At 72.4% G+C, this 13,588-nt stretch carries 9 protein-coding genes and 1 pseudogene; 6 read left to right on the top strand and 4 right to left on the bottom strand.

Annotation, left to right across the window (positions count from 1 at the left end; genetic code table 11):
• Nucleotides 1-4 precede the first annotated feature (4 nt).
• Nucleotides 5-2,935: a glycosyl hydrolase 115 family protein gene (locus tag ACLZN2_RS24510; RefSeq protein ID WP_416981374.1), complete on the bottom strand. Its 2,931-nt coding sequence runs from the start codon at nucleotides 2,933-2,935 to the stop codon at nucleotides 5-7.
• Between the two features lie 231 nt (nucleotides 2,936-3,166).
• Nucleotides 3,167-3,748 carry a sigma-70 family RNA polymerase sigma factor gene (locus tag ACLZN2_RS24505; RefSeq protein WP_416981155.1) on the bottom strand — a complete coding sequence of 194 codons (582 nt, stop codon included), beginning with the start codon at nucleotides 3,746-3,748 and terminating at the stop codon, nucleotides 3,167-3,169.
• 114 nt (nucleotides 3,749-3,862) lie between these two features.
• On the opposite strand from ACLZN2_RS24505, the gene ACLZN2_RS24500 reads away from it, so the two are divergent.
• The 5 genes from ACLZN2_RS24500 (at nucleotide 3,863) to ACLZN2_RS24480 (ending at nucleotide 10,160) form a co-directional block, all read left to right on the top strand.
• Nucleotides 3,863-4,723 carry an alpha/beta fold hydrolase gene (locus ACLZN2_RS24500; protein WP_416981154.1) on the top strand — a complete coding sequence of 287 codons (861 nt, stop codon included), beginning with the start codon at nucleotides 3,863-3,865 and terminating at the stop codon, nucleotides 4,721-4,723.
• 197 nt (nucleotides 4,724-4,920) lie between these two features.
• Complete coding sequence (locus ACLZN2_RS24495; protein ID WP_416981153.1) at nucleotides 4,921-5,796, top strand: SCO6745 family protein; 876 nt, start codon at nucleotides 4,921-4,923, stop codon at nucleotides 5,794-5,796.
• Nucleotides 5,797-5,857: 61 nt separating this feature from the next.
• Nucleotides 5,858-6,313: an RpiB/LacA/LacB family sugar-phosphate isomerase gene (locus ACLZN2_RS24490; RefSeq protein ID WP_416981152.1), complete on the top strand. Its 456-nt coding sequence runs from the start codon at nucleotides 5,858-5,860 to the stop codon at nucleotides 6,311-6,313.
• 143 nt (nucleotides 6,314-6,456) lie between these two features.
• On the top strand, nucleotides 6,457-8,841 hold the full coding sequence (locus tag ACLZN2_RS24485) for a phosphoketolase (RefSeq protein ID WP_416981151.1): 2,385 nt from the start codon (nucleotides 6,457-6,459) through the stop codon (nucleotides 8,839-8,841).
• Nucleotides 8,842-9,182: 341 nt separating this feature from the next.
• Nucleotides 9,183-10,160, top strand: coding sequence for an ATP-grasp domain-containing protein (locus ACLZN2_RS24480; RefSeq protein ID WP_416981150.1), 978 nt, complete (start codon nucleotides 9,183-9,185; stop codon nucleotides 10,158-10,160).
• Here ACLZN2_RS24480 and ACLZN2_RS24475 read toward each other — a convergent pair.
• On the bottom strand, nucleotides 10,144-12,099 hold the full coding sequence (locus tag ACLZN2_RS24475) for a PAS domain S-box protein (protein WP_416981149.1): 1,956 nt from the start codon (nucleotides 12,097-12,099) through the stop codon (nucleotides 10,144-10,146). The two genes, ACLZN2_RS24480 and ACLZN2_RS24475, sit on opposite strands and share 17 nt — an antisense overlap.
• A gap of 178 nt (nucleotides 12,100-12,277) precedes the next feature.
• On the opposite strand from ACLZN2_RS24475, the pseudogene ACLZN2_RS24470 reads away from it, so the two are divergent.
• Nucleotides 12,278-13,147 (top strand): annotated as a pseudogene (locus ACLZN2_RS24470) (fructosamine kinase family protein).
• 15 nt (nucleotides 13,148-13,162) lie between these two features.
• Here ACLZN2_RS24470 and ACLZN2_RS24465 read toward each other — a convergent pair.
• A complete protein-coding gene (locus ACLZN2_RS24465; protein WP_416981148.1) occupies nucleotides 13,163-13,528 on the bottom strand; it encodes a DUF6479 family protein in 366 nt (121 codons plus the stop codon).
• Nucleotides 13,529-13,588: the final 60 nt, after the last annotated feature.

The following is a 13,588-nucleotide window of genomic DNA, read 5'->3' as shown; positions in this document are numbered from 1 at the left end:
ACCGCTACTGGTCCGCTGCCGTCGGCCCGGTTCCGGTGTCCGGCTCGGGATTGAACACCGGGTGGTAGCTCTCGGGCGGGGCCAGACCGGCGGCGGCCGGGACCCCGCCCGTGTCGATCACGATCTGGTCCACGGCGATCCCGGGATCGACCATGAAGACGCGCAGCACATGCTCACCGGGCTCGGCGACCGTCACCGTGGCGGTCAGCTTCTCGACGCCCTCCTCGACATTGCGCGCCCAGGCGTCCCCACGGTTGCCCGTGGCGATGTGCTGCCCCGTCAGCACGGTCACCGGCTGGTCGTCGAGGCCGACCGCCAGCCGCCGCGCGCCGCGCTCGTCCAGCGAGGGCAGCCGGAACACGGTCACCGGAAGGACGCCGGTGCTCGTGAAACGCACCCGGTACCGCAGCTCCGGAGCCCGGACGGAGTACTCCCCGGTGACCGGAGCCGCCGTGGACGGTACCGCCTCGACCGCGCCCGTACGACGTCCGAGACCGCGTACGGTCCGCCAGCGGGCCCCGCCGCGCGCCACCCGGCGCTCGGTGTGGGCGGCGTCGATCGAGACACAGCCGTCGGCCTCCACGAACCCACGCGCCCGGCGCCGGACCCGCTCCCCGGCGTCGGCCACCCGCAACGGCACCTCGACGCGCCGATCCGCACCGGTGACGACGACCGTGGCGTCGAGGGCGCCCTCGGGGGCGCCCTCGGGGGCGAGCGACCAGTCGACCTCGACCCACACCCGGATCTGCTCGGTGAGGGAGCCGCCGCTCGAACTCAGCTTCACCCAGGGGCGGTCGGCCTCGGCCGTCCAGGCCAGCGGCAGGAAACCGGTGTTGAACACGTCCACGAAACGCCGGCGGCGGGTGACGGAGGAGAAGACGAGCGGACGGTCCGCGCCGGTCTCGTTCCCCTCGGCGGCCACACCCAGCCCGGACGTCTCCTGCCGGGCAACCCGGGTGACGGCGGGACGCCCCGGCGCCTTGGGGATCTGGGAGGGGTACGGGTTGATGCAGCCGTCCCATTTACCGCCCGCCACCTGCGAGTTGTACCGCGCGGTGAGCGCGGCCTCAGCCGAGTGGGCGGCCAGGGCGAGGTCCGCGAAACGGTTGGCCCCGGCGCCCCGGCCCTGCCGCACCGCGAGCGCGTTGCGGTCCGCCCAGTAGTACTTCAGATTCATCAAGTAGGCGCCGTGCACCGGATATTCGACGAGCTCGTAGTAGGCGTCCCGGTAGGCGTCGGGCAGTTCGGCGCCGACCGCGCGGACCCGCTCCAGCAGCCGGTCGTAGGCGGCCGTCCGGCGTCCCGCCTCGTCCCCGTGATGGACCACGGAGAAGATGTCCCGGTCGATGAACTCCGGTCGGCGTTCGGCGGCCAGCCGGTAGTACTCGCCGCGGATCGCGGCGATCTCCGGAGCGCGGCGCCGCCCGAACTGCCGCCCGTACCACTCCACCAGGAAGCCCTCGACGTCGCCCGCGTCCCACCGGTCCACGTCCCAGGCCATGTGCATACAGAACGACAGCCCGGTCTCGATCGACTTGACGTCACCGACGTTGAAGATCCACATCCGGTCCGCGCCGTGCTCGTACACCCTCCGCAACTCCTGCCAGACCTTGGTGAGTTGCGTGGTGTCCAGCCACAGATAACTGCGCGGGCGGCCCCAGTAGGAGAGGTGGTAGTAGATCCCGTTGCCACCGGCCCGGGCGCGCTCCGCGTCGTCCGGCAGCTGGCGCATGTTGCCGTGGTTGTCGTCCGGCCAGATCAGCGTCACGTCGTCGGGAACCGCGACGCCCGCGTTGTACAGGTCCAGGACCTCCTTGTACGGGATGAAGATCTGCGACTCGGCCGCCGCGCCGACCTCCTCCGCGAGGATCCGGCGCTGGTCGGCGATGATGTCGTTCATCACCGCCACCTTCTCCGGGATCGTGGTGGCGTTCTTCGTCTCCAGCGCGGTGTCGTGCAGCCCGCGCATCCCGATCGTCCAACTGCTCTCGTACGCCGCGTTCTCCCGGGCCCGGGCCCTCCAGTAGGCGGAGATGACGGCCGGGTCGACCGTGTAGTCGTAGACCGGCAGGCTCCCGTCCGCCCGCCGGTGCTCCTCCGCCCAGGGCGCCCACTCGTGGACCCCGTTGCGCAGCAGCGCCTCGGGGTGGCTGGAGCCGACGACGATGCCGTAGCGGTCGGCGAGTTCGGGGTTCTCCCGGTACTTGTTGAAGAAGTCCGAGTACGGATGCATCGCCGGCCACAGGTAGTTGGCCTTGAGGCGCAGCAGCAGCTCGAAGACGCGCCGGTACGTCTGCGGGCCGATGTTCTTGTCCGGTTCCTGGGTGCGGTGCGACCACGTGGTCAGGTTCTGCTCGTCGTTGATGAAGACACCCCGGTAACGGACGGACGGCTCCGGCCGCTTGAGCGGCCCCGCGGGCACGGTCACCGTGTCCCGCCGCTCGACCGGTACGTCCGCCCACCAGTACCAGGGCGTGACACCGATGCGCTCCGAGGTGTCGTACACGCCGTAGACCGTGCCGCGCCGGTCGCTGCCCGCGATGACCAGGGCGCGGTCCACGCCGGGTGCCGGCCGGTCGACGACCTGGGTGACCGAGGCCTCCCAGTGGCCCTTCACCCGGGAGACGTCCAGGCGTCCCTGCGCCGCGAGCCGGTCGATGAGGGGGCTCGCACCGAGGGTGCCGATCAGTACGAGGGCGGTGGCTCCGTCCGGGAGGGTGTTCCGCAGCTCCGGGCGGACCCCGGTCACACGCTCCACGTCCGACTGAAGATCGCCGGCGACGCGGAGCACCGCGGGGTCGTCGGCCGCGTCGACGTGGAGGGCGACGGCGACTCCGTCCCGGACGAGCTCGAAGTCCGGGCGGTTCGACGAGGCCGCCGCGTCGGACGCCGGAAGTGCGGCGGGGAGCAAGGGGGCGACCCCGGTCGCCGCCATGCCCCGCAGGAACGACTTACGGGTCAACGGCCAGGGGGCCGACAGGTTCGGGAGGCTCGGCAGGTCCTTCGGATCCTTCGGGTCCTTCGGGGAGGAGTGCGGCACGAGACGCTTTCCCTTCCGTGCGGTGCGGTGCGGCGGACGGGCAGGCAGTGGCATGAGCATGCCGGAAAGCGCTTGCTATGGCACCCTAGGTCAGCCCCGCGGGACCCGTCCATAAGCGTGCGGGGGTCAGTCGCCCCGCAGTCGGTCGCGCTGGAGCTGCCGGGCCAGCGTGCGGCGCACCGAGGGTGAGGCGGCGGGAGGTTCACCCTTCGCGGGCAGGTCGAGCCCCCGGCTGATCACGTCGTACGCGGCCCGGAACCCTGCGGGCAGCTCCGTCGCGCTCACTCTCAGGTCGGCCTCGACGAGACGCCGCAGCGCATCGACGGTCTGCGGGGTGAAGCGCTTCCTGCCCCGGGTGAGGGCGCCGAGCTGCCGGGTGCAGTGGGCGGCGCCGTCGAGGAGTTCGGCGATCTCCTCGGCCAGGCCCCACAGGCGTCCTTCGAGCCAAGGGATGTCGGGCTGATCGAGGGCGAGCTCCAGAGGGGGCGGCGGGTCGTCCCGGTGCTTCGTCATCTGCTTGGACACGGCCGGCTGGCTCATCCCGGCGAGCCGGGCGATGGTGTCCTGCGTCCAGCCGAGGCCGGCGAACACCTGGATCATCTCGGCGCGCAGCGCACGCATCTCCTCGCCCGCGCGGATGACCTCGTTGATCTCGTTCAGCATGCGCTCGGCCTGCTCCTCGGTCAGCGTTTCCGGGCCGTTCCGCATGTTCTCCTCACCTGCCACAACCTGGTTATACACCCTGCTCACGTGCTGCTCGGGCCTCGACGGGTCTCCATAACCAGGTTGTATAACCGAGTTATGAGTGTCAGGATCCGGAGTATGCCCACCTTCTGCGCCTCCGACGGCACCCGGCTCGCCTACCGCGAGACGGGCGCCGGAACCCCGCTCGTCTGTGTCCCCGGCGGCCCCACGGACTCCGCCTACCTCGGGATTCTCGGCGGTCTGTCCGCGCACCACCGGCTGATCGTCCTGGACCTGCGTGGCACAGGGCGGTCCGCGATCCCCGAGGACACCTCCTCCTACCGCTGTGACCGTCTCGTCGACGACGTCGAGGCCCTGCGGGCCCATCTCGGACTTCCCCGGATCGACCTCCTCGGCCACTCCGCGGGTGCGAACGTCGTGACGCAGTACGCGGCCCGGCATCCGGAACGCGTCGAGAGGCTCGTGCTCGTCGCCCCCGGTCTACGAGCCGTCGGCATCGAGATCGCCGGCGAGACGCGGCGTGAGCTGGCGCGGCTCAGGAAGGACGCGCCGTGGTTCCCCGAGGCGTACGCCGCCCTGGAGGCGATCACCGAGGGCAGGGGCGGGGGCACTGACTGGGACGTGATCGCCCCCTTCTTCCACGGCCGTTGGGACGAGGCCGCGCGACAGCACCACGCACATGCGCGCCCGGCCGACACACAGGCCGTCGCCCTCTTCGGCGCCGAGGGTGCCTTCACCCCTGTGGCCACGCGAGCCGCCCTCGCCACCCTCTCGGCTCCCGTCCTGCTGCTCGCCGGGGAGTACGACCTGAACAGCCCGCCCACCTCGGTCGCGGAGTTCGCCGAACTGTTCCCGGTCGCCTCCCTCGTCGTCCAGCCGGGAGCGGGGCACCACCCCTGGCTGGACGACTCCGGGCGGTTCGTCGAGACCGTCTCGGCGTTCCTCGACCTGTCCGGCGGACGTCGCGGTCCGGGTTGATCGCGGCCTTCATCGGGCCGAAGCCGTCGGCGACAGGAAGTCCGACACGTTCCCCGCGACCATGCCGGCCTCGCCCTCCGGGCCGAGTAACACCACCGGCTGCTCGGTACTGACAACGCCCGACGGGGTTGTTATGACGCCTGTCATGACGGATGCTGCCTCCCGGCACCCGCCGACGACGCACCGGGAGGAACGCAGTGGGGGACACCGTCGCACGGAGCATGTGGGAGCGGTTCGAACCGGTCCACGACCTGGTCTACTTCACCCCCGAGGTACGCCGGGCCGCCGACGAACTCGGCCTGCGCGGCTACTGGATGGGTTACTTCGCCCTGCGCGCGGCCCCCCTCGGCCCCGCGCCCGCCTCGGTGGTCACCAGCTGCTTCTACGTCTTCCACCCCGACCGCGTCACCCGCGCCCTGCCGGACGCGTGGGGGTACGCCGACCCGGCGGCCGTGCTCGCCGCACGCGCGCGTGCCGTCGGCGCGGCGATGAGCAGCCTCTACGGCCCGGAAGTCGTCGCCTCCGACGAACTGGCCGAGGCGGCCGACCTGGCTTGGGCGGCGGCCGAGGCGGCGGACACGGCGGGGCGGGTGCTCGGCGCCGCCAATCAGGCGCTCGCCCGCCCCGCCGAGCCGCACATCAGGCTGTGGCAGGCCCTGACCACCCTGCGCGAACACCGCGGAGACGGCCATTTCGCCGTCCTCGTGGGGCGTGGCGTCGGCCCGGTCGAGGCGTTGGCGCTGAAGTGCGCGGCGGGGGAGTCGGAGGGGGAGTTCCAGCGGCAGACCCGTCAGTGGGACCTGGAACAGTGGCGGGCGGCGCAGGTGCGGCTGGGCGCGCGGGGCTGGCTGGACGAGGACGGACACCTCACCAAGGAGGGGGCTTCCGCCCGCGAGGAGATCGAGGCCGACACGGATGCCGCGGCCGCCGGCCCCTGGGACGCCCTCGGCGCCGACGGCACCGCCCGTCTCGCCCACCTGCTCGAACCCCTCGCCCGGACCGTCCTGGACTCGGGGATCATCCCGGACGCGAACCCGGTGGGGCTGACCAGGGACTCCTGGGGGGCCGCCTGACCCCACTCCACACGGCTCCCGGGGGCGACAGCGCGGGCGTCCGCTCAGTAGGCTCGCGGACATGCGGATCTCCGTCTCCTCGGACATGGACGAACCCGTGGCCCGCGCCCTGGTCGCGGAGCTGCGCGGGCGCGGGCACGACGTCGTGACCCACGGCGCGCTGCGCCCCGGCGACGACCCGCAGTGGGCGGTGTGCTCGGAGGCGGCGGCGCGGGACGTCGCCGACGGGATCTCGGCGCAGGCCGTGGTGTGCTGCTGGACCGGCACCGGCGCGTCGATCGCCGCCAACAAGGTGCCCGGCGTCCGGGCAGCCCTGTGCGCCGACGCCTACACGGCCGACGGCGCCCGCCGCTGGAACGACGCGAACGTCCTCGCCCTCAGCCTGCGCCTGACCTCCGAGCCGCTGCTCAAGGAGATCCTGGACGCCTGGTTCGGCGCCGAGGCCGGCCCGGACGCCGAGGACATCCGCAACGTGGAGCACATCGCCGGCCTCGACACGGACCGCACCGCTCGCTGAGGACGACCCCTGCCTCTTAAGGACGCATACGCTCGGCCGTATGGGCCGGTCGGCTCTGTGGGGTACCCGGTGGACCGGAGACAGTGGGGAGGTACGGACCGGCACGCACCTCCGCGCGACCCCGAACCGGAAGGGAACCCGTGATGCCCGTCGAACCGCAGCAGTCCTCCGCCCGGCTCACCGACGACGAGCTCAGGACACTGCACGCCCACTGGCGCGCCGCGAACTACCTGTCCGTCGGCCAGATCTACCTGATGTCCAACCCGCTGCTCACCGAGCCGCTGCGCCCCGAGCACGTCAAGCCGCGGCTGCTCGGCCACTGGGGCACCTCGCCCGGTCTCAACCTCGTGTACACCCACCTCAACCGGGTGATCCGGGGCCGCGACCTGAACGCCCTGTGCGTGTGGGGTCCGGGGCACGGGGGTCCGGCGGTGGTCGCCAACTCCTGGCTGGAGGGCTCGTACACCGAGACCTACCCCGACGTCACCCGGGACGCGGCCGGCATGGCCCGGCTGTTCCGGCAGTTCTCCTTCCCCGGCGGAGTGCCCAGCCATGTCGCGCCCGAGACACCCGGCTCGATCCACGAGGGCGGCGAGCTCGGCTACTCCCTCTCCCACGCCTACGGCGCCGCCTTCGACAACCCGGACCTGCTCGTCGCCTGCGTCATCGGTGACGGCGAGGCGGAGACCGGGCCGCTGGCCGCCTCCTGGCACTCCAACAAGTTCCTCGACCCGGTCCACGACGGCGCCGTCCTGCCGATCCTCCACCTCAACGGCTACAAGATCGCCAACCCGACCGTCCTCTCCCGTATCCCCGAGTCCGAACTCGACGACCTGCTGCGCGGCTACGGCCACGACCCCATCCACGTCACCGGCGACGAGCCGTACGCCGTCCACCGGGCGATGGCGCAGGCCATGGACACGGCGCTGGACCGCATCGCCGCCCTGCAGCGCGCCGCCCGTGTGGAGGGTGCCGGGGAGCGGCCGCGCTGGCCTGTCATCGTGCTGCGCACCCCGAAGGGCTGGACCGGTCCCGCCCATGTCGACCGGCTGCCGGTGGAGGGCACCTGGCGCGCCCACCAGGTCCCGCTGCCCGCCGTCCGGGACAACCCCGACCACCTGCGCCAGCTGGAGGCCTGGCTGCGCTCCTACCGGCCCGAGGAACTCTTCGACGAGCGCGGCGCCCCCCGCCTCGACGTCCTCGCCTGGATCCCCGAGGGCACCCGCCGCCTCGGCGCCACCCCGCACGCCAACGGCGGACTCCTCCTGCGTGAACTTCCCCTGCCGGGCCTCGACTCCCACGCCGTCCCCGTCGACAAGCCCGGCACCACCCTGCACGAACCCACCGGCGTCCTCGGCCAGTTGCTCGAAGACGTCATGCGATCCACCGCCGGGCGCCGGGACTTCCGGCTCGTCGGCCCCGACGAGACCGCCTCCAACCGCCTCCAGGCCGTCTACGGCGCGAGCGGCAAGGCCTGGCAGGCGCAGACCCTCCAGGTCGACGAACACCTCGACCGGCACGGCCGGGTGATGGAGATCCTCTCCGAACACACCTGCCAAGGCTGGCTGGAGGGCTATCTCCTGACGGGCCGTCACGGACTGTTCTCCTGCTACGAGGCGTTCGCGCACATCGTCGACTCGATGGTCAACCAGCACATCAAGTGGCTGCGGGTGACCCGGCGGCTGCCCTGGCGCGCCTCCATCGCCTCCCTCAACTACCTGCTCACCTCCCACGTCTGGCGCCAGGACCACAACGGCTTCTCCCACCAGGACCCCGGTTTCGTCGACCACATCCTCAACAAGAGCCCCGAGGCGGTACGGGTCTATCTGCCGCCGGACGCCAACACCCTGCTGTCGGTCGCGGACCACGCCCTGCGCAGCCGCGACTACGTCAACGTCATCGTGGCCGGCAAACAGCCCTGCTTCGACTGGCTGTCCATGGACGCCGCCCGGGTCCACTGCGCGCGCGGAGCCGGGATCTGGGACTGGGCCGGCACCGAGAACGGCAGCCGTGAGCCCGACGTCGTCCTCGCCTGCGCGGGGGACGTCCCGACCCAGGAGGTGCTCGCCGCCGCCCAGTTGCTGCGCCGCAACCTGCCCGAACTCGCGGTCCGTGTCGTCAACGTCGTCGACATCGCCCGCCTGATGCCGAGCGAGGAACACCCGCACGGCATGAGCGACTTCGAGTACGACGGCCTGTTCACGGCCGACAAGCCGGTCATCTTCGCGTACCACGGCTATCCGTGGCTGATCCACCGCCTCGCCTACCGCAGGGCCGGTCACGGCAACCTGCACGTGCGCGGCTACAAGGAGATCGGCACCACGACCACGCCGTTCGACATGGTCGTCCGCAACGACCTCGACCGCTACCGCCTCGTCATGGACGTCATCGACCGCGTCCCCGGGCTCGCGGTGCGCGCGGCGGCCGTACGCCAGCGGATGGAGGACGCGCGGCTGCGCCACCACGACTGGATCCGGGTCCACGGCACCGACCTTCCCGAGGTGGCGGACTGGTCCTGGGACGGCTGAGACTGCAGGTCACGGGCGGCCGGGCAGGGCGCACACACGGGGGCGGACGGCGCAGGGCGAGGGGCAGGAGGACGGCGCGCGTGCGCCCTGGCACGGCGCCTCGCCCGGTGCCTACAGTGGTCGGCCAGCCCTGCACGCGGATCCGGCGGGGCGACATCCCCGTGGTCCCGGCCGGGCGTCCGCCCGGCCCCCCGGTTCGGCTCCCGCACACCGGCGCGGCTCCCAGGGCGACGGGTGCGAGGACCACCCGCGCGACAGGCACCATCCGTGACACCGCTCGCTCCGCGCGCACCAGGCACCCCCGTGAACGCGAGCGCGCGTCGACACCACTGGAGGCCGCTGTGTCCCGACCGAGCATCGCCCTGATCGCCGATCCCACCTCGCCCGAAGGCTGCCGGGAGTACCTCGCCGACGCGGTGTACCTGCTCACCGGCGCACCGCCCGTCCGCATCGACTCCCGGCACTTCGCCACCGGCGGCCGCGGCCGCGCCGTCCCCGACGGGGGCCGGTTACGGCTCCAGGTCCCCGAGGAGCGGCTGGACTTCGTCCCCGACGTCGTCCTGCTCTACGAGATCCCCCCGCACCGCAGGCGGGACCTCGCCGCGTTCCAGGAACTCCTGCAGACCCACGACGTGGTGACCCTCGGCACCGGGGCCGAGGCCTGGCGGACGGCGACGGAGAAGAACCTCACCGTCGCCCGCTTCCACCGCGACGGCGTCGCCCAGATGGAGACCGTCGTCCTGTCCCGTCCCTCCGTCTGGGAGGCGGCCGACGTCTTCGACCGGCTCGGCGGCGACACCTGGGCCCGGCCCGTCGTCGGCACCGGCGGCGACGACACCTTCCACGTCACCAACCCCGAGCTGCTGGAGTACGCCACCGCCTACTACGCCGAGCACGGCACCGACTGGATGCTCTCCCGCGACGCCGGAAACGTCACCGCCGACGGGCTGCGCCACCAGTTCCGGGTCTTCGTCCTCGGCGGCCAGGTCGTGCACGCCCGCGAGCACCTCCAGCCGGAACCCGACACCCCCTGCAACACCTGCCGGGGCGCCACCCCCGTCCACATCGACCCGCCCGACCTGCCGCCGCGCCTCGCTGAACTCGCCGTCGCCGCGACGGCCTCGGTCGGGCTGCCGTTCGCCGGAGTCGACCTGGCGATCGAGAACGGCGGGGTCGTCTTCGAGGTCAACGTCCAGCCCGCCTTCGTCGACGGACGGATCGAGGTGGAGAAGGTGGCCGTGCCGTACGTCCAGGCCCATCTGGACGCCTTCGAACTGGCCCGTGGCGGGCCGTTCCGGGGACTCACAGCCTCAGCGTGAACCAGGTGGTCTTGCCCTCGTCCGTCGGCCGTACCCCCCAGCCGGCGGCGAGGGCACGGACCAGGATCAGCCCCCGCCCCGACTCCTCCTCCTCGGCCGCCAGCCGGGGCTGGGGCAGGTGCGGGCTGCGGTCGCCGACCTCGACCGTGAGATCGGTGGCCGTGCGGTGCAGATGCAGCCGGATCGGGCCCTCGGCGTGCAGGACGGCGTTGGTCAGCGTCTCCGACAGCAGCAGCAGCGCGTCGTCGGCGCGGGCCGCGCAGTTCCACGCGGCCAGCGTCCGGCGCAGGAAGGCCCGCCCGTGCGGCACGCTCGCCGGGGCGGCCGGCAGCTCGGTGGTGACGGACGCGAGCGGTGGCTCCGGAAGCCGGGCGAACAGCAGGGTCACGTCGTCGTTGTGGCTGTCGGCGTCCGGCAGCAGACCGGCCAGCACCTGGTCGGCGGCGGTCTCCAGCGACGGCGTGCCGGCGAACAAGTCGTCCAGGAGGGCGGTGAGTTCATCGATCCTGAACTCGATGTCGCTGCCGGGCGTCTCCACCAGCCCGTCCGTGTACAGCACCAGCGTGGCGCCCGGCGGTATCTCCGTGCTGGCCTGCTCGTACAGCACGTCGCCCACCCCGAGCGGCGCGTTCACCGGGCAGGGCAGCGCGGTGATGCCGTCGCCCACCCCGGCCACCAGCACCGGCAGATGGCCCGCCGAACAGACGGTGACCGTGCCCGCGTCCGGGGCGATAACGAGATAGCAGCAGGTGACGAGCTGGTCGGGAACATCGAGATCGGCGACACAGGTGTCCAGCGCCCGCATCAGCTGACGCGGCTGCATCCCGGTCTTCGCCAGGGCGTGCGCAGCCGACCGCAACTGGCCCATCACGGCGGCCGCTTCGAGCCCGCGGCCCATCACGTCACCGATCAGCACGCCCACCCGGTCGGCGCCCAGCGGGATCAGGTCGAACCAGTCGCCGCCCACACCGGCGCCCTGGGTGGCCGGCCGGTAGCGGCTCGCGGTGTCCAGCCCCGGCAGCGCGGGCGGGGTGCCCATCAGACTGCGCTGCAGGGTCAGCGCGATGTGCCGCTGCTGTTCCAGCAGCGCGGTGAGCTCGGCCTCGGCCCGCTTGCGGTCGCTGATGTCCCGCACGATCGCGCACGCCCCGACCACCGTGCCGTGCGTGTCCCGGGTCGGCCACAGCGTGACGTCGATGTCCAGCAGCGATCCCGTGCTGGTCAGCCGCAGGGTCTCGAAGTGCTCGACCTTCTCGCCGTGCCGCAGCCGCTTCAGCAGGGAGCGGACCTCGCCCCGCAGCTCCGGCGGCGCCAGCAGCGAGACATGACGCCCTATCACCTCCTCGGCCGTGTAGCCGTACAGCCGCTGCGCGGCCGCGTTCCAGTAGGTGATGTACCCGTCCAGGGTCTTGGCGAGGATCGCGTCCTGCGAGGACTCCACCAGCGCGGCGAGCTCGTTGATCCGGGCCTCCGCCGCCTTGCGGTCGCTGACGTCCCGCACGGCCGCCGACACCAGCAGCCCGTCGGCCGTCTCCAGCGGACTGAGGCTGATCTCCACCGGGAACTCGGTCCCGTCCTTGCGCAGCCCGTGCAGCTCCAGCCCGGCGCCCATCGGCCGCACCTGGCGGTTGGCCGTGTAGGCGCCCCGGTGCCCGGTGTGCTGGTCGCGGAAACGGTCCGGGATGAGCAACTCGACCGGATGGCCCAGGAGTTCCTCGCGGCCGTAGCCGAACAGCGCCTCCGTCTGGGCGTTGACCAGCTTGATCGCGCCCCGGTCGTCGACGATGACCATGGCGTCCGGCGCCGCCTCCAGCAGACCCCGGAACCGCTCCTCGGCCCCGCTCGGCGCACCGTCCGTTATGAGCGCACCACAGACGCACCGTTTCTGCTGTGCCCTGCCAGGGCGCAGCACGGGACCTGCCTGCATCACGTCGGCCATCTTCCACCTCACCCTGCGCGACGGTTCAGGCCACTACAGCGCCTTTCGGCCGCCTCCGCTCCACGAAGTCGTTTACTGTCCGTTCACTGTCCGAACCTGAACGCAGGGTCGCGGGATGGCCGCCTGATGGCGAACGCAGTTCTGCGCAGCGCGCGGGACCCGCCGTAGGCTCGTCCCCGTGACCTCGTCCCGCCGGCCCGGCCCGGGTCCCGCCTCCGCCGTCACCAGGCTCACCGGGACGCCCGTCCACCGGGTGCGCCCGCTGACCGGGACGCTCTGGGAAGCCGCGCTCGACGACGGGCGCACGGTGATGGTCAAACGGAGCGACGAGCGGGACGCCGTACGCGCAGAGGCGGCCGGGCTGCGCTGGCTCGCCGCGGCGGACACCGTACGGGTGCCCGGCGCCCTGGGGGCGGACGAGCGCTGGCTGGTCACCGAGCGGGTGGCGACCGGAGCGCCGGGCGCCGGGGCCGCCGTACGGTTCGGCCGCGACCTCGCCGCCCTGCACGCCTCAGGCGCCCCCGCGTTCGGCGCGCCGCCGCCGGACGGCCCCGAGGACGCCCACATCGGGCTCGCCCCCCTGCGCAACATCGCCGGCGAGGACTGGCCGAGCTAATACGCCGAGTACCGGGTGCTGGCCTATCTGCGCGCCGCGGTCGACGCCGGCACCGTGCGCCCTGCCGAGGCGGCCGACGTCGAACGCCTCTGCGCGCGGCTGCCCGAGGTGGCCGGGCCCACCGAGGCACCCGCCCGGCTCCACGGCGACCTGTGGAACGGCAACGTGCTGTGGGGCGCCGACGGCGACGTCCGGCTCATCGACCCGGCCGCGCACGGCGGACACCGCGAGACCGACCTCGCGATGCTCGCCCTGTTCGGCTGCCCGTACCTGCGGCAGATCATCGAGGGGTACGAGCAGGTGGCGCCGCTCGCCGAGGGGTGGGCCGGACGGGTCGGCGTGCACCAGCTCTTCCCGCTGCTGGTGCACGCCGTACTGTTCGGGAGACCGTACGCCGAGCAGGCGCTCGCGGCGGCCCGTACAGCCCTGTGACCCGCTCCCGGTGACTCAGTGGGCGCCCAGTCCGCCCCCGCCGAAGGAGCCGCTGCTGCCCTCGCTCCACCGGCGCCTGGTCTTGTCCGCGCTCGACCGGGTCTGCAGGTTGGTCAGCTCATAGGGGGTGAGGGGGCGTTCGCCCTTGGCGGTCCGGGGTACCTCCTGGGACTCACGGTTCTCACGGATCTCGTGCACCGCGCCGTCCGGCGGAAGGTGCGGCTGCTCCTCGGGGCGCGGCCTCGGCGACTCGCGCTCTTTGATCCGCGCGCCCAGCCAGAAGCTCCCGGCCATCAGCCCCACGACGACGACTGCGACCAGGAACAGCACCAGGCTGATCAGGCCGCTCGTGGCGGCCAGCTGCTCGGTTGCGATACTCATACCGCCCCAATACCCCAGGAACAGGGCGCAAATCCCGCCTCGCCCTACCCATTACTCAGC

Origin of the sequence: Streptomyces sp. T028 (assembly GCF_048159505.1) — a bacterium.
GTDB lineage: Bacteria > Actinomycetota > Actinomycetes > Streptomycetales > Streptomycetaceae > Streptomyces.
Note: the sequence above shows the minus strand (reverse complement) of the source record. Positions and strands in the feature narration are given on the sequence as shown.

Excerpts from the sequence above, each read along its gene's own strand:
- ACLZN2_RS24510 (WP_416981374.1), bottom strand. The coding sequence starts at position 2,935 with ATGGCGGCGACCGGGGTCGCCCCCTTGCTCCCCGCCGCACTTCCGGCG.
- ACLZN2_RS24505 (WP_416981155.1), bottom strand. The coding sequence starts at position 3,748 with ATGCGGAACGGCCCGGAAACGCTGACCGAGGAGCAGGCCGAGCGCATG.
- ACLZN2_RS24500 (WP_416981154.1), top strand. The coding sequence starts at position 3,863 with ATGCCCACCTTCTGCGCCTCCGACGGCACCCGGCTCGCCTACCGCGAG.
- ACLZN2_RS24490 (WP_416981152.1), top strand. The coding sequence starts at position 5,858 with ATGCGGATCTCCGTCTCCTCGGACATGGACGAACCCGTGGCCCGCGCC.
- ACLZN2_RS24485 (WP_416981151.1), top strand. The coding sequence starts at position 6,457 with ATGCCCGTCGAACCGCAGCAGTCCTCCGCCCGGCTCACCGACGACGAG.
- ACLZN2_RS24475 (WP_416981149.1), bottom strand. The coding sequence starts at position 12,099 with ATGGCCGACGTGATGCAGGCAGGTCCCGTGCTGCGCCCTGGCAGGGCA.
- ACLZN2_RS24465 (WP_416981148.1), bottom strand. The coding sequence starts at position 13,528 with ATGAGTATCGCAACCGAGCAGCTGGCCGCCACGAGCGGCCTGATCAGC.